This is a genomic window from Corynebacterium stercoris (assembly GCF_024160105.1).
In the GTDB taxonomy this organism is placed as follows: Bacteria; Actinomycetota; Actinomycetes; order Mycobacteriales; family Mycobacteriaceae; genus Corynebacterium; species Corynebacterium stercoris.
The window spans coordinates 19,250-36,810 of the sequence record NZ_JAMFTQ010000007.1 but is presented as its reverse complement, the minus strand read 5'-3'; the positions used below and the strand labels follow the sequence as shown (position 1 = coordinate 36,810).

18 protein-coding genes and 1 pseudogene are annotated in these 17,561 nt (G+C 66.2%); 6 read left to right on the top strand and 13 right to left on the bottom strand.

Annotated features, from left to right (window positions below):
• Positions 1 to 8: 8 nt before the first annotated feature.
• Complete coding sequence (locus tag M5J20_RS06965) at positions 9 to 1,142, bottom strand: ThiF family adenylyltransferase (RefSeq protein WP_253577908.1); 1,134 nt, start codon at positions 1,140 to 1,142, stop codon at positions 9 to 11.
• A gap of 46 nt (positions 1,143 to 1,188) precedes the next feature.
• On the opposite strand from M5J20_RS06965, the pseudogene M5J20_RS11510 reads away from it, so the two are divergent.
• Both M5J20_RS11510 and M5J20_RS06960 read left to right on the top strand, forming a co-directional pair.
• Positions 1,189 to 1,269 (top strand): annotated as a pseudogene (locus tag M5J20_RS11510) (BCCT family transporter); the annotation flags it as partial.
• Positions 1,270 to 1,326: 57 nt separating this feature from the next.
• The gene (locus M5J20_RS06960) at positions 1,327 to 2,763 is read left to right on the top strand and encodes a purine-cytosine permease family protein (protein WP_253577906.1); all 1,437 of its coding nucleotides are present in this window, start codon (positions 1,327 to 1,329) and stop codon (positions 2,761 to 2,763) included.
• 3 nt (positions 2,764 to 2,766) lie between these two features.
• Here M5J20_RS06960 and M5J20_RS06955 read toward each other — a convergent pair whose 3' ends face one another.
• Genes M5J20_RS06955 through thiO form a run of 3 tightly spaced genes read right to left on the bottom strand, consistent with a single transcriptional unit; the run spans position 2,767 to position 4,839 of the window.
• Entirely contained in the window at positions 2,767 to 3,549 is a 783-nt protein-coding gene (locus tag M5J20_RS06955; RefSeq protein ID WP_253577904.1) for a thiazole synthase, read from the bottom strand.
• A 3-nt stretch (positions 3,550 to 3,552) separates the two neighbouring features.
• Positions 3,553 to 3,756: a sulfur carrier protein ThiS gene (thiS, locus tag M5J20_RS06950; protein ID WP_253577903.1), complete on the bottom strand. Its 204-nt coding sequence runs from the start codon at positions 3,754 to 3,756 to the stop codon at positions 3,553 to 3,555.
• 3 nt (positions 3,757 to 3,759) lie between these two features.
• The gene (thiO, locus tag M5J20_RS06945; protein ID WP_253577901.1) at positions 3,760 to 4,839 is read right to left on the bottom strand and encodes a glycine oxidase ThiO; all 1,080 of its coding nucleotides are present in this window, start codon (positions 4,837 to 4,839) and stop codon (positions 3,760 to 3,762) included.
• Positions 4,840 to 5,046: 207 nt separating this feature from the next.
• Between thiO and M5J20_RS06940 the strand changes: the two genes are divergently transcribed.
• Positions 5,047 to 6,378, top strand: a complete 1,332-nt coding sequence (locus M5J20_RS06940; protein ID WP_253577899.1) for an HNH endonuclease signature motif containing protein — start codon at positions 5,047 to 5,049, stop codon at positions 6,376 to 6,378.
• On the opposite strand, the gene M5J20_RS06935 is transcribed toward M5J20_RS06940, so the two are convergent.
• From M5J20_RS06935 to M5J20_RS06920, 4 genes are read right to left on the bottom strand one after another with little or no spacing between them, the layout of a single operon-like run.
• Positions 6,333 to 6,986, bottom strand: a complete 654-nt coding sequence (locus M5J20_RS06935) for a thiamine phosphate synthase (RefSeq protein WP_253577897.1) — start codon at positions 6,984 to 6,986, stop codon at positions 6,333 to 6,335. The genes M5J20_RS06940 and M5J20_RS06935 overlap by 46 nt on opposite strands.
• Entirely contained in the window at positions 6,979 to 7,263 is a 285-nt protein-coding gene (locus tag M5J20_RS06930; RefSeq protein WP_253577895.1) for a DUF7218 family protein, read from the bottom strand. Before M5J20_RS06930 ends, M5J20_RS06935 begins: the two co-directional genes overlap by 8 nt.
• Positions 7,264 to 7,274: 11 nt before the next feature.
• A complete protein-coding gene (locus tag M5J20_RS06925; RefSeq protein WP_253577893.1) occupies positions 7,275 to 8,564 on the bottom strand; it encodes a DUF418 domain-containing protein in 1,290 nt (429 codons plus the stop codon).
• Positions 8,565 to 8,601: 37 nt separating this feature from the next.
• On the bottom strand, positions 8,602 to 9,471 hold the full coding sequence (locus tag M5J20_RS06920) for a cation diffusion facilitator family transporter (protein ID WP_253578033.1): 870 nt from the start codon (positions 9,469 to 9,471) through the stop codon (positions 8,602 to 8,604).
• A 231-nt stretch (positions 9,472 to 9,702) separates the two neighbouring features.
• On the opposite strand from M5J20_RS06920, the gene M5J20_RS06915 reads away from it, so the two are divergent.
• Positions 9,703 to 9,867, top strand: a complete 165-nt coding sequence (locus tag M5J20_RS06915) for a glycerol dehydrogenase (RefSeq protein WP_253577891.1) — start codon at positions 9,703 to 9,705, stop codon at positions 9,865 to 9,867.
• Positions 9,868 to 9,877: 10 nt separating this feature from the next.
• Here the strand turns inward: M5J20_RS06915 and M5J20_RS06910 are convergent, their stop codons facing one another.
• The gene (locus M5J20_RS06910) at positions 9,878 to 10,318 is read right to left on the bottom strand and encodes a GNAT family N-acetyltransferase (protein WP_253577889.1); all 441 of its coding nucleotides are present in this window, start codon (positions 10,316 to 10,318) and stop codon (positions 9,878 to 9,880) included.
• 102 nt (positions 10,319 to 10,420) lie between these two features.
• Between M5J20_RS06910 and M5J20_RS06905 the strand changes: the two genes are divergently transcribed.
• Complete coding sequence (locus tag M5J20_RS06905; protein ID WP_253577887.1) at positions 10,421 to 11,260, top strand: S1 family peptidase; 840 nt, start codon at positions 10,421 to 10,423, stop codon at positions 11,258 to 11,260.
• A gap of 4 nt (positions 11,261 to 11,264) precedes the next feature.
• On the opposite strand, the gene hisN is transcribed toward M5J20_RS06905, so the two are convergent.
• From hisN to thiC, 3 genes are read right to left on the bottom strand one after another with little or no spacing between them, the layout of a single operon-like run.
• The gene (gene hisN / locus M5J20_RS06900) at positions 11,265 to 12,053 is read right to left on the bottom strand and encodes a histidinol-phosphatase (protein ID WP_253577885.1); all 789 of its coding nucleotides are present in this window, start codon (positions 12,051 to 12,053) and stop codon (positions 11,265 to 11,267) included.
• Positions 12,054 to 12,064: 11 nt separating this feature from the next.
• Positions 12,065 to 12,880: an inositol monophosphatase family protein gene (locus M5J20_RS06895; protein ID WP_253577883.1), complete on the bottom strand. Its 816-nt coding sequence runs from the start codon at positions 12,878 to 12,880 to the stop codon at positions 12,065 to 12,067.
• A 9-nt stretch (positions 12,881 to 12,889) separates the two neighbouring features.
• Complete coding sequence (gene thiC / locus M5J20_RS06890) at positions 12,890 to 14,677, bottom strand: phosphomethylpyrimidine synthase ThiC (RefSeq protein ID WP_253577881.1); 1,788 nt, start codon at positions 14,675 to 14,677, stop codon at positions 12,890 to 12,892.
• 140 nt (positions 14,678 to 14,817) lie between these two features.
• On the opposite strand from thiC, the gene prfB reads away from it, so the two are divergent.
• On the top strand, positions 14,818 to 15,924 hold the full coding sequence (gene prfB / locus M5J20_RS06885; RefSeq protein ID WP_253577879.1) for a peptide chain release factor 2: 1,107 nt from the start codon (positions 14,818 to 14,820) through the stop codon (positions 15,922 to 15,924).
• A gap of 107 nt (positions 15,925 to 16,031) precedes the next feature.
• Here prfB and M5J20_RS06880 read toward each other — a convergent pair whose 3' ends face one another.
• On the bottom strand, positions 16,032 to 17,336 hold the full coding sequence (locus M5J20_RS06880) for an MFS transporter (protein ID WP_253578031.1): 1,305 nt from the start codon (positions 17,334 to 17,336) through the stop codon (positions 16,032 to 16,034).
• Positions 17,337 to 17,561 lie beyond the last annotated feature (225 nt).

Sequence of the window (17,561 nt, the reverse complement as noted above, 5' to 3'; positions counted from 1 at the left end):
CGCTTTTGCTATGCCAGCTGGGCTCCCCACCGCTGGGCGCCGCCGGGAAGGGAGTGCAGGGTGAGTCCGCGCTCGCGGGCTGTATCGCGGAAGCGGTCCACGAACTTCGCGGAGCGCACGCCACCGGCACAGTAGACCACGACGTCACCGGCGGGGAGCACATCGAGTACCTCGTCTACGCGGCCTGGCGCGTCGAGCTCGCTCATCGGCAGGTTCGGGCCGGGCACAGCGATGTCGGTGAGCGCCTTCTCGTGGGGCTCACGCACATCGAGCGAGACGGCGGCGCCGCGCTCGAGCATGCTGATGAGTGCAGCGCCAGGCGCGTCCCCTCCATCGTCGATAGGCACGGCGCACGCCTGGGCGTAGACACCCAGCTCGGTGACCAGCTCGCGGCCGGGATCCCTCGCAACATTGAAGTGCCGCACCGACGCGGTCAGTGCGTCGTACATGTGGAGGCGCCCGACCTTCGCCTCGCCTACGCCGGTCAGGAACTTGACGGTCTCGGTGGCCATGAGGCCGCCGACAACGCTCGTCGTCACGCCGAGCACGCCTGCCGTGGCGCAGTCCGGCACCGAATCGGGGTCGGGCTGGGCGGGGTAGAGGTCGCGCATGCCCACGCCGTCGGCGGGCGCGCCGGGGCCAGACCACCAGAGGGCCACATCGCCGCGGTAGCGCAGCACCGAGCCCCACACCAGGGGAGTGCCGGTGATCTCTGCAGCATCGGCGGCGAGGAACTTGGTGGTGAAGGTGTCGCTGCCGTCGATAAGCACGTCGATGCCCTTCAGCGCCGCCACGATGTTCGACTCGTCGAGGCGCGCGTCGACGGCGTGCACCGTGATGCCGGGTTGGAGCTCGCGGAGGCGTTCCGCGGCGACCTCCACCTTCTTGCGGCCCACGTCGACCGCGCCGAAGAGGATCTGGCGGTGGATGTTGCTTAAGGACACCACGTCGTCGTCGACCACGGTGATTTCACCGACACCCGTAGCTGCAAGCGCCTGCATTACCGGGCAGCCGAGCCCGCCCGCGCCAATCACCAGCACGTGCGCGTTGTGCAATGCCTCTTGCTCCGGGAGGCCGAAACCGGGAAGATTCATCTGGCGCGCGGTGCGGGCGAGTTCCTCGCGGGGGAGTGAAGCTGACATGTTCGCTATCCTAGTTTTCCGGCACTGATCAGCGAAAGATTGGAAAACCGCGTTCTACTGGGCGTGGACCATCTGTTGGTCGCCGTTCGTGGGCATGTTCTTCGCCCGCATCTCTAGCGCGAGGGCCGAATTCTAATCGGTGCATCAGCATGGGAGTTGGAACACCCTACCGTAGAGTTTCCCCATGGCTAGTGATCAAAAAGTCCCGGTGGTTGAAACGCTGGGCATCGACATCGTTCCGGAGACCGAACGCACCGCGAAACCTTCGGATCTCTTTTGGCCGTGGTTCGCCGCGAACGTCAGCGTGTTCGGTATTTCCTACGGCTCGTTCATCCTCTGGTTCGGCATCTCGTTCTGGCAGGCCGCGGCCGTCGCTGCCGTCGGCATTACCTTCTCGTTCTTCCTTTGTGGCCTGATCGCAGTGGCCGGCAAGCGGGGCTCCGCTCCCACGATGGTGCTCTCCCGCGCGGCGTTCGGTGTGAACGGGCAGAAAGTGCCGGGCGTTGTCTCGTGGCTGACGTCGATCGGCTGGGAAACGTTCCTCTCCATCATGGCGGTGCTGGCCACCACGACCGTGATTCGCCAGCTGGGCGGCAACCCGGGCGTGGTCACGAGTGTGATCGCTACCGTCATCGTGGCGGCGCTGATCGTCACCGCGTCGGTGCTGGGCTACCACACGATCATGAAGCTCCAGTCGGTGCTCACCTGGCTGACTGGCGCAGTCACCGTCATCTACGTCCTGCTCACCATCCCGCAGATTGATTGGGCGACCGTGCAGTCGGTCCCGGCCGGCTCCGTCGGCTCCGTAGTCGGTGCGCTGGTGATGGTGATGACAGGATTCGGCCTCGGATGGATCAACATCGCCGCCGACTGGTCCCGCTATCAGCGCCGCGACACCCCGGACGGCAAGATCATCTTCTGGAATACCCTCGGTGGCGCGATCGCGCCGGTTCTGCTGGTCACGTTCGGCCTCCTTCTGGCCGGTTCGGACCCGCAGCTCGCGGACGCGATCGCTGGCGACCCAATCGGCGCCCTCGCCGTCGTCTTGCCCACCTGGATTCTCGTGCCGTTCCTGATCACCGCAGTCCTTGCGCTTGTCTCGGGCGCGGTACTGGGCATCTATTCCTCGGGCCTGACGCTCATCACACTCGGCATCAACATCCCGCGCCCCGCGGCCGCCGCCATCGACGGCGTTATCCTCACCCTCGGCACCATCTACGTCGTCTTTTTCGCCCAGTCCTTCCTCGGGCCGTTCCAATCCTTCCTAATCACCCTCGGTGTCCCGCTCGCGAGCTGGGCCGGCATCCTCATCGCGGACATCTACTCCCGCACCCAGGACTACGACGAGCCTTCGCTTTACGACGCTTCCGGGAGATACGGCAACGTCGATTGGGTTGCCATCGCGATCATGGCCGTTTCGTCGGTGATCGGCTGGGGCTTGGTCGTCAACGCTTTCGCCGAGGAGGCGGCGTGGAACAACTGGCAGGGCTACCTGCTTCCGCTCGTGGGCGAGCACTGGGCTGACGCGAACCTCGGTGTCCTCGTGGCCCTCGTGCTCAGCTTCATCGCCGCCTGGTTCGCCCGCCGCGGCACCATCCGCCGCCAGGAGGCCGGTGCCTAGGGTTTACAGCACCTGGTCGGCCCAGCTGGCCAATCCCTCGAAGCTGGACGACGCCACCGCGTGCTCGCGCTTCGGAATGCGGCCTGCCGAGCGCGCCAAGCGGCCGGCCTCGACGGCGTGCTTCATCGCCACGGCCATCGCCTCCGGGTCCTGGCAGCGGTTCACCGCGCTGGCCAGCAGCACGCCGGAGCAGCCGAGCTCCATGGCCAACGCTGCGTCGGAGGCGGTGCCAACACCGGCGTCGATAAGCACGGGTACCTCGGCGCGGGAGCAGATGAGCTCGATGTTGTGCGGGTTGAGAATGCCAAGGCCGGTGCCGATGGGGGAGCCCAGCGGCATGACGGCTGCTGCGCCGAGGTCCTCGAGGCGCTTCGCGGCCACGGGATCATCCGAGGTGTAGGCGAGCACGGTGAAGCCCTCGGTGATAAGCATCTCGCAGGCCTCGACGGTTTCGACGACGTCGGGAAGCAGCGTGCGATCGTCGGCGATGACCTCGAGCTTCACCCAGTCCGTGCCCAACGCCTCGCGCGCGAGTTTCGCGGTAATCACCGCGTCGCGAGCGGTGCGGCACCCGGCCGTGTTCGGCAGCGGCGCGATGTCCAGACGCGTGAGCAGGTCAAACACCGACTCGCCGCTGGCAGGGGTGCCGGCGTAGCGGCGCATCGCCACCGTGGTCAGCTCGGTCCCCGACGCCACGAGGGCGCGCTCCAGCATGTCCATGGAGCTGGCGCCGCCGGTGCCCATGATGAGGTGGGACCCGAACTGCTTGCCCGCAATGTCCAGCATGGCCTAGCCTCCCTGCACCGCGGTCAGGATGTCCACGATCGCGCCCTCTGCGAGCTCGGTGCTCGCCCACGCGGAACGCGGCACCACATCGCCGTCCACCGCCACCGCGGTGCCGGCCGCCGGAACCTCGCCGAGGACCTCTCGGACGAGCTCTTCAACGTTCGCCGCGCTGGTGTCGCGAACGTCATCATTCACCGTGATACGCACTGCTTACCTCCTGTGCCTCATGGGGTCACATGCTTCCAACGATATCGGCGGGTCAATCTGTTCCACCAGATCCGCCCCGCAGCGCGCTGCCATACCGGCCAGCAGGATGCCGTGCCGGAAGTACCCGGTGGACACCACGACACGCTCGTTCACGCGGCCGAGGTACGGCAGATCGTCCGGGGAACCCGGCCGCGCCCCCGCAGTGGCCTCGATGAGATCGCATTCCTCCAAGGCCGGGCAGAGCTCGATCGCGTCGCGCAGCAGCTGGTACACGCCTTGAATCTGCGGCTGGTCGCGTCCGTCCTCGCGCGTCGTCGCACCGATGGTCAGGGTTTTATCCTCGCGCGGGATCAGGTACACGGGGCGGTCCTCCACAAACCCGCGGACCACGCGCGTGAGCAGCGGATACTGGTGCTCCGGCACCCGCACGTGCAGGATGTCGCCGTACACCGGGCGCAGGTCCAGCGGGTTGCGCTCGCCCTCGTACCAGCCGGTAATGCCCGCCGCGCCGAGCCCGGCCGCGATCACCACCTGATCCGCGTCCACCTCGTCGACGTCGTGCACGGCGTAGGGCTCGATGCTTACCGACGCTTTCTCACAGGCGTCGAGAAGCGCCTGCGTGAAACGGCGGGGCTGAAGCTGATGGTCGCCGGTGATCTCCACGGCCCCGGCGAGCGCGGGGGAGAGCGCCGGCTCCAGCTGGCGGGCGCGGCGGGTGGTCAGGCGCTCCACCTCCATGCCGTGCAGGTGCTGGTAGGCGGTCAGTTCTTCAAGGTGGGTGTTGTCGGCGCGGTCGCGAGCCACCACCAGCGTGCCGTCGGTGCGGTAGCCGGTGGCCACGTCGCTGTAGCGCTGGGTCAGCTCGATGAGCTGCGGGTACCACTCGGCTGCGGCCAGCATGAGGGGGAAGAGCGGGTCCTGCTTGTACACGACCTCCGCAGTCGGCGCGAGCATGCCGCCCGCGTGGTGGGAAGCCCCGCTTCCCGGGGCTGGGTCGTGGACGGTGACCTGGTGGCCGCGATCCGCGAGCGTCAGCGCCGTGGACAGGCCGATGATGCCGGCCCCGATGATGGAAATCTTCACGGCCTAAGCCTAACCCCGCAACAAGACGGTTGGTGTGGGCCCACTACTCCGCAATGCGGAGGGATCAGTTGGTGTGGGCCCACTACTCCGCAATGCGGAGGGGATTTGCCCGTAATCGAACATATGGGCGAACTTTAAGAACGGGTTGTAGGACACGGGTTTTAAGGTGGGTCCAAACCGTTAAAACACTCCGAAAGGATCTCCGCAATGACCACTGTGACCACCACAAACCCCGGTGATCTGCTTGCCGCCGAGTTGCTTGAAAGCATCGTCGACAAGCATGTCCGCATAACCAAAAGCAAGGCTGAAATGCTTGCGCTTATACGTTCCTTTGAGGAGTTGGGTCTAGCGCAGTTCGCTGGGGCCCGCACTACTGCGCAAGTATTGCAGCGCCGTTTAGGAATGTCTGAGTCTTCCGCGTACGAGTACGTGCACGTGGCTATGCGGCTCGGGATGTACCCGCTGCTAGAGGCGGAATTCATGGAGGGGCGGTTGAGTTACTCAGTGGTGCGTTTACTGCTGAAGTACATCACGGAGGACAATGAGGCGGAGCTTGTGCAGCTCGCGCTCGATCTGGGGTACAGCGAGCTTGAAATTGCATTGCAGAGGTACGGCGGCGGTGGGGCCGGGGAGGAGGAGCCTGAACGCTACTTGCGCCTGGGGATCGCCGACAACGGCGACGTCAAGTTCTGGGGGCGCCTCAATCCAATCGACGGCGCGGCGCTCATGGCCGCGCTCAAGCTGGGTGAGATCGCGTTTTATGGCTTGGACCAGCTCACACCGGGTGAGGGCGGGCAACTGACCGAAGAAGAGATCGATGCTGCGATCGAAGAGGTAGCCAGTGATCAATCGAATGCCACCGATGCGCGGCCGGCGAGGCAGACGGCCTCGGGGTTTGGGCTGCCGATAGGTCGCGCCCTTCTTTCCTCCCTGATGGGAATGGTGCACATGGTTCGCGCGCATCCGGTGAGCCCCCTCCAGGTGCCCGCGGCGCACGTCAACATCGTGATGACGGAGGATGGCCGCGCGTATCTTCCCAATAATCTCGGGGTGCCGTCGTCAGCCATCGCGAACGTGGCGGCGAACGCGGCGTTGCGGTACAACATCGTGGACGCGGAGGGCCTGATTATCAAGACCGGGCGCCAGTTCCGTCTGGCAACGCCGAGCCAGGTCAACGCGCTTGTTGTGATGTGGGGGATGCAGTGCGCAGCGCCCGGCTGCAGGCACTCGCGCTTCTTGGAAATGCACCACATCGATGAGTGGGCCAACGGCGGCATGACCGATGTCGGCAACCTGCTCCCGCTCTGCAGCGCCTGCCACTCACTGGTCACCGACGGCTACATCCGCATCGAGAAGGATGGGTCCGATCTGCACTTCATATACCGCGACGGCACCCGCTACGTCTCGCACAATTACTCACTTCCGCGTCGCGACGACAGCGCGGTGACCCTCGCCGAGTACGAGGCCTTGGTCGACGAGGAGCTGGCGGCAGCTCAGCGCACACCGCGGTCGAACTCCGCTACGACGCGCTGGCAGTAGGCCCGCGGGTCCGCGGCGTGCATAATGCCGCGCACAATCGCCACGCCGTCCACGCCGGTGCGGGCGAGGTCGTAGGCGTCGTCGGCGGTCACGTCTCCGATCGCCACCATCGGCACCTTCGAGGCCGCCGCAAGCTCCGGGTAACCCTCGAGCCCGATTAGCGCCCGGCCAGAATCCTTCGTCGGCGTGGCGCGGAATGGGCCGCAGCCGACGTAATCCAGCACGTCCGCGTCCGCGTTCGCCGCCTCCACCAGTTCGAGCGTGCCCGTGGTCAGGCCGATCACCGCGTCCGGGCCGAGCAGGCGGCGCGCCGCGCGCACGTCCAGGTCGTCCTGGCCCAGGTGCACGCCGGCGATGTCGACACCGGCGTCGCGCAGTGCCAGGGCGACGTCCAAGCGATCGTCGATAAGCACGGGCACCTCGGGGCGCACGGCGTGCACGGCAGTCGCGACGGCCTCCGCCAGCGCGTAGAGATCGCGCGCGGAGATGGGCTTGGAGCGGACCTGGATGATGCCCGCCCCGCCAGCGGCCGCCTCGGCGCAGCGCTGGGCAAGATCGTCGCTCTGGCCGGTGACGAAGTAGCAGCGCAGGTCAGGCGGCTTAGTCACGCAGCGCCTCGATCAGCTCGTCCTTGGTCATGGTGGAGCGGCCCTCAATCTCCAGCTCCTGAGCGCGCTCATAGAGCTCGTCCTTCGTCCAGTCCTCGTAGGAGGCGGACTCGCCGCCGCGCTTGCCTACCTCGGAGCGTCCGTCGCGCGCCGCGGCGTTGGCGATCGCCGCCGCCTTGGACTTGGAGTTGCCCTCCTCGCGCAGCTTCTCGTACAGCTCGCCGTCCTTGACGCTCGGGCCGCCGGGGGTGTTCTCGGGGTGCTTGTCCTCAGCCATGCCCGCCGATACTACTGCGACTGCTGCTCCAGCTCCGGCGCCACCGGCAGCGCGGCGGGGGAGTAGGGCTCGAGTCGCTTCGTCGGGCCGTAGGAAAGGCGGCGGTGCACCTGCTCGAACGGCCCCGGCGTGCCCGTGCCTTCCAGCACCACGGCCAGGGCGAGCGTGATCACCCACACCGCGAGGCCGACCAGGAGCTTCCCGCTTACCGACGCTTGAAGCCCCCACCCCAACGTGAACGGCATGACCAGGAGGATGAACAGGAACGACTGCGCGAGGTAGCCGGACATGGAGCGCTTGCCCAGCGCCACGAACGGGTAGGCCCAGGCCGGAGCGGTGGAGCGGCCGGTCTCGGCAACCTGCTCGTTCATACCCTTTTGGATGTTGTTGGTGACAAGCGCAAGGCCAGCGAGAATGGCGGGGCCGGTGAACGTGCCCAAGCTCGAGTTGAGCAGGGAGAGGGACAGCTCCAGCTGCGGGTCGAGCACACCGATGCCGCTCAGCCCCCACGGCAGGCCGATGAGCAATACGATCGCGGTGCCGACGCCAACCCAGGTCCACAGGATGCGGCGGTGCTGGTCGACGTTAACCAAGTAGCCTTCGCGCGCCCAGACGTAGCCGATGAGCACCAGGCCGCCGAGTTGCAGCACGGCGAACGGGACGCTCGCCAGCATGAATAGGCCGTCTGTGGCGTTGGTGCGGAAGTAGTCGCCGACGCTGGTGATGTCGGTGGTGAGGGTCATCATTTCTACCGGCAGCGCCGCGGCTTCGAAGAAGTACAGGCCAACCGCACCGATGACGCCGAAGAGCGCGCTCGCGATCAGGGAAAGGTACGCGATGATGCGCAGCGTCTTCGTTGAGCAAGTGAAGAGCAGCGCCACCACCATGCCGGTCACGCCGTAGACGGCCATGATGTCGCCCATGAAGAGCAAGAACATGTGCGCGAGGCCGAAGAGGGCGAGGATGCCGTAGCGGCGCAGCAGCACGCGGCGCGCATCCTTCGCCGGGTAGCCCTTGCGGTACAGGCTGGCCGCGATGAGCCCGATACCGAAGCCGAGGAGGGTGGAGAACATCGGCAAGCCGCGCACGTGCACGAACATCGCCGAGAACACGGCGGCGAACTGGTCGGCGACGTTGCCCTCGCGGACACCACCCAGGGTGGAGCCCGGCCCGCCAGCCTCGTCGTAGCCGTTGAGCAACCACGCCTGGACCGCGTTGGCCATGGCGATGCCCGCGAGCGCGAGGCCGCGGGCGAGGTCGGGGACAATCAGGCGAGGCTGGGATTGCGTCTGGCGATTCACGCCAACAGAGGCTACTCCGCCCTCAGCCAATCGGCATTTACACCCACATCGGGCCGGTTGTGGTTTCCACGCCCAGCGGCTCGATGTGCACGATGGTTTCCGCGCCGCCGAGGGCGGCTGCAAGGCCCGCTTCCACATCGTCGGCGAAATCGTGCGAGTGGCTCACGGTCCAGTCACCCGGCACCTGCATCACCACGTTGATGAGGCGGTCGCGGCCGAAGCTGGTGGTGCGCAGGGACGTGAACGTCACCCCGTGCTGCCCGGCGAACTCGTCGAGGAACTGCTGAACAATCGCGATCTCATTGAGCGGCAGCGCCTCAGAGAGCAGCCCCGCCATCGCGCCGCGCAGCAGCCGCCAGCCGGTGAACAGAATGTTCGCGCCCACGAGCAGCGCCACGACAGGGTCAAGGATCTCCCACCCGGTGAGCCACACCAGTGCCATGCCGACGATGACGCCGACGGTGGTCCAGACGTCGGTAAGCAAATGCTTGCCGTCAGCCTCGAGCGTGCTGGAGCGGTGGGTGCGGCCCGCGCGCACCAGCAGCATGCCCACAACGAGGTTGAGCACGGTGGCCACCACGGAGAAGATCATGCCCACACCGAGCTGCTCCAGCGGCTGCGGGTCGATGATGCGGGAGACGGCGGTGTAGATAATCGCCGCCGCGGCCACGAGGATCAGCGAACCTTCCACCTGCGCGGAGAAGTACTCCGCCTTGGCGTGGCCGAAGTTGTGGTTGTCGTCGGCGGGTTTGGCGGAGAGTTTCAGCGCCCACAGGCCGACGCACGCGGCGACGAGGTTGATCACGGATTCCAGCGCGTCGGAAAAGAAGCCGACGGAGCCGGTCACCCACGCCGCGGTGATCTTCAAGAGGATGGTGACCACGGCAGTCGCGATGGAGAGCCACATGAAGCGTTCGAGCAGGCGCTGTTCTTCGGCGCGCGATGGTGATTCCACGGCGTGAGACCCCTTTCGGAACCGGTTGTTACTCGGACCGAAGGTCTCGCTCGCTCACCGTGTACCGCGCTGGTGAGCCGGCGCCCCGGGCCCCGTGGCAGGGCCAGTATGTCGAGCACGCCGATTCGGGAGCTACTCCCCTTCAACAGGGCCGGAGTATAGCACCCTGCTACGTTGGGGCCCATGGAACGTTGGCTCGTAGCTATTGGCGGCGCCGTTGTGGGCGCCCTGTTTTTCGGTTGGCTGCTGCAGATGCTGGGTGTTTCCGGCATTCTCTACACCGTGTTGGTGCTGGTTGGCTCCGCAGTAACCTCCTCCGCCGCAGGCGCGCTCTTCCGCCCCCGCTAGGGGCTCGTGCTTAACGACGCAACCTCATCCGCCGATGCGGAATCCCCGTGTCGAGGAATTCTTCGCCCTCCGCGGCGAATCCGAACTGCGAGTAGTAGCCGACGAGGCCGGCCTGCGCGTCAAGCACGAGGTCACCAGGCCACCGCCGGGTGTATTCGATGCACGCCCGCACAATCTCCGGGCCGAGCCCGCTTCCGCGCGCGGACGGGGCGACGACAAAGCGCCCGAAGCGGGACCCTTCCTCGTCGGGGAACACCCGCGCGCAGCCGGCGAGACGCCCCTCCTCGTCCCACGCCAGCACGTGAAACGTGTCTTCGGCTGCGTCAACGTCGTCGAGCTCAGCGAATGGGCAAGACTGCTCAGCTACGAACACGTCCACTCGGAGCCTGAAAAGCTGGTACGCCTCGCGGCCGCTGAGGGTGTCTAAGGTGCGGAAATCAATGGTTGCCACGCCGACATCCTAAGCGTCTGGCGGCGGGCCTCGAAACGTGGCAAGGTAGACGGATGTTACTGGTGTAACTCCAGTGAACTACTGAGGTTTGAAGGGATTGGGATGTTCCGTCGTCGTCTGGCCGCCGCTGCGGCCGCCGCAATCACGTTGAGCAGTGCTTTCGCGGGAGCTCCCGCGGCACACGCCATGGCCGGCGAGGTTCCGGGCAACTACGTGTGGCGCCACGACATCATTTCCAAGACCCTGGCGGGCAAGCCCTTCGTGGACCGCGTCCTGCACCGTGTGCCCGGTTCGCTGCACGATGCCCCCCGCATCCCGGAGGAGGCCCGCCAGGCCGAGGCGCGCGGCAACGCCCTCTACGGTCCAGGCACCCCAATCTACGTCGGCGAAGGCGACAACGCGCTGTTCTGCACCGTCGCCGTCGCGGGTTTCGACGACGCCGGCAACAAGGTCGCCGTCACCGCCGGCCACTGCGCCAACGTCGGCGACCCGGTCACGTCCGCCGACGCTGAGGGCCTCGGGCACACCGGCACCGTGGTCGCCGTCGACCACAACCTGGATTACGCGCTCATCCGCCTCGCCCCGAACACCGAGGTCACCCGTTCCTACGACGGCGTGACCATCAACCACCTCGGTTCCGCGCCGATCAGACCCGGCCAGCCCGTGTGCAAGAAGGGCGTCGCCTCGGGCACCACGTGCGGCTTGACCTGGTACGACTGGGACGTCATGAACATCAACCAGGTCTGCGCCATGCAGGGCGACTCCGGCGGGCCGCTCTTCGTCGGCGACAGGCTGGTCGGCTTCGTCAACGGCGGCATGCTCCCGCCGCCGTTCGCGCTGGCCTGCCACTCCCCGCTGCAGGGCCCGATCCACGCCCCGACGGGTGCCGCGCGTGCCGACGCCGTCTTCCCCCGCATCGAAGGCGGCTTCCGCCTCCCGTAAGCGGCTAGGTGAGCTGGGCCAGCGCTGCGTCGTGCAGCAGGCCGTTGGTGGCAATCGCGTCGCCGCCGTGCGGACCGTCCTCGCCCGCGAGCGAGGTGAACCGGCCGCCCGCCTCAGCCACCAGGATCGCGAGGGGAGCGAGGTCCCACAACGACACCTCTGGTTCCGCTGCAATGTCCACCGCGCCCTCCGCCACCAGGCAGTAGCTGAAGAAGTCGCCGTAGCCGCGCAGGCGCCAGGTCTTTTCTGTCAGGCCGATGAAGTTGTCGCGCAGCTCGCGCGCCCGCCAGCCCTCGAGCGAGGACATGGACAAGGAAGCGTCGTCAAGCGCCGCGACCCCGGAGACCGCGAGCCGCTTCAGGCCGCCGCCGGCGAAGGTGCGCCACGCGCCCGCGCCCGCCGACGCGTACCAGCGGCGCGCAAGCGCTGGAGCGGCAACCACGCCGACGACGGGCTCGCCGTCCACCAGCAGCGCGATCAGCGTCGCCCACACTGGCACGCCGCGCACGAAATTCTTGGTGCCGTCGATCGGGTCGATGACCCACTGGCGGCCCTCGAAGACCGCCTCGCCGCCGAATTCCTCGCCCAGCACCGCATCCGCCGGGCGGGCCTCCGCCAGCTTCGCGCGCAGCGCCTCCTCCACGGCCAAATCCGCGTCGGATACCGGCGTCATGTCCGGCTTCGCCTCCACGCTGAGGTCAGCTGCCTCGAAACGCTCGAGGGTGATGGAATCTGCCAGGTCCGCGAGCTCCAGCGCAAGCGCGAGGTCGTCGGAGTAATTCGGGCTCGTCATGGCCCCAAAGCTTAACCCAGCAGCTTCGCCTCGACCTCACCCACAAGCCGCGCGTTGCCGGCCACGCACCACGTGACGCCGCCCGCGTCCACTTTGATCGCGCGGCCGCCCACGGCCTCCACGAGGGCCTTGCCCGGCAGCCAGTCCCAATCGGCAACGGTGTGCTGCAGCCAGCCGCCCATCAGCCCGCTGGCCACGCCCGCGAGATCCACCGAGCCCGCGCCCCACATGCGGATTGTCGCCGCATCGCGCACGGCATTGCGCCACGCGCCGAGGATGTCCTCGTCCCCCATGAAGGTGGGGTGCAGGTACGTTACCAGGGCTTTATCGCCTAACGACGCCTCTTCCAAACCCTTAAGCTCCACACCGTCCCGGGTCGCTTTCCCCTCCGCGGCAAGCCAGGTGGTGTCGGTGGCGGGGCGGTGCACCGCGCCGATGAGCGCGTTGCCCTCCGCCGGGTCGCCCTCAGCAAGTGCGATCGCGGAGCAGAAGTAGTCGGAGCCCTGCGAGAAGTTGTACGTGCCGTCCACCGGGTCAATCACCCAGGTGCGGCCGGTTGTCGAGGCGCGGGATGCGCCTTCCTCGCCGAGCACCCCGTCGTCGGCACGCAAGGCCCCGAGTGCTTCTGCGACGAAAGCCTCGGCGGCGTGGTCGGCCTCCGTCACCACATCGGAGACGGAGGTCTTCTGGTCCGTGCTCAAGCCCTCCGCGCGCACGCGCAACGCGAGCTGGCCGGCGTGGCGCACGAGCGCCGCCGCCAGCTCGGCGTCGGTGGAGGAGCGGTGGTTGGCGATGAACTCGGCTGTGGTGGGTGCTGTGGAAGTCACAGTACCTGATTATTCCTGAACGTAAACGTTCGAGCCGAGCTCGCGGAACTCCTCCGCCATCTTGCGCTCGCCACGGCGGAAATCCTCGCCCTTGGCAAAGGTCGGGATGCCCAGGTCGGCGATCAGCTTCCGGTTCTCATCGTCGAGCGCCTCATCGATGGCGTCGCCGAATTCGTCCCGGATGTCCTGGCTGATGCGCATGGAGCAGAACTTCGGGCCGCACATCGAGCAGAAGTGCGCCGTCTTCGCCGGCTCCGCGGGCAGCGTCTCGTCGTGGAAGGACTCCGCCGTTTCCGGGTCGAGGGAGAGCGCGAACTGGTCGTGCCAGCGAAACTCGAAGCGGGCCTTGCTCATCGCGTCGTCCCACTCGCGCGCGCCCGGGTGGCCCTTGGCCACGTCAGCGGCGTGCGCGGCCACCTTGTAGGTAATCACGCCGGTCTTCACGTCGTCGCGGTTCGGCAGGCCGAGGTGCTCCTTCGGGGTGACGTAGCAGAGCATCGCGGTGCCGCCCATGGCGATGTGCGCCGCGCCAATGGCAGACGTGATGTGGTCGTAGCCGGGAGCGATGTCGGTGACCAGGGGGCCGAGGGTGTAGAACGGCGCGCCGCCGCACCATTCCTCTTCCTTCTCGTTGTTGATCTGGATCATGTTCAGCGGTACGTGGCCCGGACCCTCGATCATCACCTGCACGTCGTACTCCCACGCGCGCTTGCACAGCTCGCCGATGGTCTTCAGCTCGGCGAACTGGGCAGCGTCGTTGGCATCCGCCACGGAGCCCGGGCGCAGGCCGTCACCCAGGGAGAACGCGACATCGTACTTGGCGAAGATCTCGCACAGCTCGTCAAAGTTCTCGTAGAGGAAGGACTCCTTGTGGTGCGCCAGGCACCAGCCGGCCATGATGGAGCCGCCGCGGGACACGATGCCGGTCACGCGCTTGGAGGTCAGCGGGATATACGGCAGGCGCACGCCGGCGTGGATCGTCATGTAGTCCACGCCCTGCTCGCACTGCTCGATGACGGTGTCGCGGAAGATCTCCCAGGTGAGGTCCTCGGCGATGCCGTTGACCTTCTCAAGCGCCTGGTAAATCGGCACGGTGCCGATCGGCACCGGGGAGTTGCGCAGAATCCACTCGCGGGTGGTGTGGATGTCGTTGCCGGTGGACAGGTCCATGACGGTGTCCGCGCCCCAGCGGGTGGCCCAGCGCAGCTTGTCTACCTCCTCGCGGATGGAGGAGGTCACCGCAGAGTTGCCGATGTTGGCGTTGATCTTGGTCAGGAACGCGTTGCCGATGATCATCGGCTCGCTCTCCGGGTGGTTGATGTTGTTCGGGATGATTGCGCGGCCGGACGCGACCTGCTCTCGCACGAACTCCGGATCGCAGTGCTCTCGCAGCGCCACGAAGCGCATCTCGTCGGTGATGATGCCCTGGCGCGCGTAGTGCATCTGGGTGACGCGCTTGCCTTCCTTCGCGCGCAGCACCGGGCGGGAGGCGCCGCGCCACTCTTCGCTGGCCGCGCCTCGCTTCACCGCGCGGGTGCCGTCATCGCCCAGGTTGCGCTCGCGGCCCTCGTAGGTCTCGACGTCGCCGCGCGAAGCGATCCACTCGCCGCGCAGGTCCGGCAGACCCTCTTCCGGCTCAGCCCACGGGCCGCGGGTGCGGTACACCTTGAACGGGGCGTTCGGGCCGGTGGGGGAATCATCCAGCTGGATCGCGGTCTCGGGAACTTCGAGGCCGTCCTGGATAATCGGTGCGTAGCTGTGCTTCGGGTGGATTTCTTCCTTGTACAGGTCGGCCATGCCGCTCCTTCACTTCCTTCGCTGGTGCTAACCAGACAGGTTCGGACGGTGCTCGCGCGGCCCCAGCGCGATCTCAGCCCGCTGCCGCGGGCGCCCGTGTTTGGGTACTACCAAGTGTAGCTCTACTAAGGTTAACGGTTATGCAATCGGACACCCAGGCGCGCATCAAGGACCTCGACACCACCCTCACCACCATTGAGCAGGTGCTGGATCTGGATGCGATGGCGACCCGGGTGCGGGAGCTCGAAGATCAGGCCGGGGACCCCAGCTTGTGGGACGACCCGGCTCACGCGCAGCAGGTCACCTCGGAGCTATCCAATGTGCAAGCACGCTTGAAAAAAGTGACGTCGTTACGCGAGCGCCTCGACGATCTGCCGGTGATGTACGAGCTCGCCGAGGAAGCCGGCGACCCCGCCATGGCCGACGAGGAGCTGCGCGACATCGCCTCCCAGATCGAGTCGCTTGAGGTGCAGACGATGCTCTCCGGCGAGTACGACCAGCGCGAGGCGGTGGTGAACATCCGCTCTGGCGCCGGCGGCGTCGATGCGGCCGACTGGGCGGAGATGCTCATGCGCATGTACGTCCGCTGGGCGGAGAAGAACGATTTCAAGGTGGATGTGTACGACATCTCCTATGCCGAGGAAGCTGGCATCAAGTCCGCGACATTCGTGGTGCACGGAGAGTACATGTACGGCCAGCTCTCGGTGGAGCAGGGCGCGCACCGCCTCGTGCGCATCTCGCCCTTCGACAACCAGGGCCGCCGCCAGACATCCTTCGCTGAGGTGGAGGTGCTGCCGGTGGTGGAGCAGACCGACCACATCGACATCCCGGACAGCGACATCCGCGTGGATGTCTACCGTTCCTCCGGCCCCGGCGGCCAGTCCGTGAACACGACGGACTCCGCGGTGCGCATCACCCACTTGCCGACGGGCATCGTGGTGACCTGCCAGAACGAAAAGTCCCAGATTCAAAACAAGGCCTCGGCGCTGAACGTGCTGCAGTCGCGCCTGCTGGAGAAAAAGCGCCAGGAGGAGAAGGCGGAGATGGATGCGCTCGGCGCCGGCGGCAACGCCAGCTGGGGCAACCAGATGCGTTCTTATGTGCTGCACCCCTACCAGATGGTCAAGGACCTGCGCACCGAGTACGAGGTGGGTGACCCGCAGAAGGTGCTCGACGGCGACATCGACGGCTTCCTCGAAGCCGGCATCCGCTGGCGCATGGCGCAGCAGCAGGAGAGCGAAAACTAAATCAGACCCGCAAACGCGTCCGCTCAGATTGGGCGAGGCGTTGTACGCGCATAGAAAAAGGCTCCCACAACGTGCGGGAGCCTGCGGTGTTGGGGCGGTTTGCGAGACTATGCGTCGCGGAGGTCGATGCCCTTCGTCTCCGGCAGCAGCATGGTGCTGATGAGGGTGAGGACGCAAAGTACGACCACGTAGATGCCGGAGATGTGGGACAGGTTGTGGGTTGTGAACCACTGGAAGATGTACGGGGCGGTGCCGCCGAACACAGCCACCGACAGGGAATACGCAAACCCGATCGAGCTGGTGCGCTGGGAGGTCGGGAAGACCTCAGCCATCACCGGGGCGAGCAGCGCGCCACCGGCAGCCACCGCCACAACTGCGAGTGTCGCAGAGACAAGCATGGTCCACGGCCGGGAGTCGATGAAGCCCATGAGCGGGATCTGCAGTAATCCAACGGAAATGGCAAAGATGTACATCACCGGCTTGCGGCCGATGCGGTCGGAGAGAGCACCCCACAGCGGCAGGGCGATCAGGCCGCAGGTTTGCGCGAACACGGAGGCCCAGTAGGCACCCTGGGTGGACATGCCCTGCTGGGTGATGGCGTAGGTGGAAGCGTAGGACGTCCAGGTGTAGTGGGACGAGGTCACGCCGGAGACCAAGCCGATGATCAAGAGGATGTTCAGCCAGTTCGAGTGCTTCGGGGTCGTCGGTCGCTCTTCGGAGAGGTGGTTGTAGTCCGAGTTGCCACCTCCCTGGAGCTCTTCGAAGTGCTCAGATTCCTTCATGTGGCGGCGCAGGTAGAGGGCGATAAGCGCTGCCACGGCACCCAGCCAGAAGGGGATACGCCATCCCCAGGCGCCGATCTGCTCGTCGGTCAGCAGCAGCGAAATGATGCCACCGAGGGTGTAGGCGATCACGGAGCCGCCGAAGATGGACATGTAGACCATCGAGCCCCACTTACCGCGGTGCGCCGGCGGAGCAATCTCCGGGATGTAGGAGTTCGCGGTCGCGGATTCACCGCCGTGTGCGAAACCTTGGATGATTCGCACCAACAGCAGGACAACGGATGCCCAGATGCCGATCTGCTCATAAGTGGGCATGATGCCGATCACCACTGCGGACAGCGCCATGATGATGATCGTGATCATCAGGACGTTCTTGCGGCCAACCCGGTCCGCGATGCGGCCGAAGACGATGCCGCCCAGCGGGCGCACGAGGAAGCCGATGGCGAAGACGCCGAAGGTGGCGAGCAGTGCCGACGTCGGGTCGGACTTGTCAAAGAATGCTGCGGCGATGAACGGCGCGAAGACGGCGTACGAGCTCCATTCGAACCACTCCAGCAGCTGGCCGATCAGGCTGGCGCCGAGCGATTTGCGGTCGGCGGGGCGTTCCGCCTCAATGTGGGTGCTGCCCATGCCGCGGCGCTTCGTTGCCGCCGGCTGAGACACTGGTTGCGACACTGATTCCTCCCTCAGGTGATATCGACAATCTGTTGTGCGGAAACTATAACCGCGAGCACATCTGCCAGGAGTGCAGTCAGCATCGCTTTGAACCCATTTTGTGCGAATGGTCACCTTTTAAGTGTTTGGGCAGGTCAGACGATTGCAAACTGTTTTACCTGACTAACCTGTTGTGCGTAT

What these genes read in the sequence shown, in the direction of transcription:
- M5J20_RS06905 (WP_253577887.1), top strand. Translation starts at nt 10,421, where the DNA reads ATGTTCCGTCGTCGTCTGGCCGCCGCTGCGGCCGCCGCAATCACGTTG.
- prfB (WP_253577879.1), top strand. Translation starts at nt 14,818, where the DNA reads ATGCAATCGGACACCCAGGCGCGCATCAAGGACCTCGACACCACCCTC.
- M5J20_RS06960 (WP_253577906.1), top strand. Translation starts at nt 1,327, where the DNA reads ATGGCTAGTGATCAAAAAGTCCCGGTGGTTGAAACGCTGGGCATCGAC.
- M5J20_RS06915 (WP_253577891.1), top strand. Translation starts at nt 9,703, where the DNA reads ATGGAACGTTGGCTCGTAGCTATTGGCGGCGCCGTTGTGGGCGCCCTG.
- hisN (WP_253577885.1), bottom strand. Translation starts at nt 12,053, where the DNA reads ATGACGAGCCCGAATTACTCCGACGACCTCGCGCTTGCGCTGGAGCTC.
- M5J20_RS06965 (WP_253577908.1), bottom strand. Translation starts at nt 1,142, where the DNA reads ATGTCAGCTTCACTCCCCCGCGAGGAACTCGCCCGCACCGCGCGCCAG.
- M5J20_RS06880 (WP_253578031.1), bottom strand. Translation starts at nt 17,336, where the DNA reads ATGGGCAGCACCCACATTGAGGCGGAACGCCCCGCCGACCGCAAATCG.
- M5J20_RS06930 (WP_253577895.1), bottom strand. Translation starts at nt 7,263, where the DNA reads ATGGCTGAGGACAAGCACCCCGAGAACACCCCCGGCGGCCCGAGCGTC.
- M5J20_RS06940 (WP_253577899.1), top strand. Translation starts at nt 5,047, where the DNA reads ATGACCACTGTGACCACCACAAACCCCGGTGATCTGCTTGCCGCCGAG.
- thiC (WP_253577881.1), bottom strand. Translation starts at nt 14,677, where the DNA reads ATGGCCGACCTGTACAAGGAAGAAATCCACCCGAAGCACAGCTACGCA.
- M5J20_RS06955 (WP_253577904.1), bottom strand. Translation starts at nt 3,549, where the DNA reads ATGCTGGACATTGCGGGCAAGCAGTTCGGGTCCCACCTCATCATGGGC.
- M5J20_RS06920 (WP_253578033.1), bottom strand. Translation starts at nt 9,471, where the DNA reads ATGTGGCTCTCCATCGCGACTGCCGTGGTCACCATCCTCTTGAAGATC.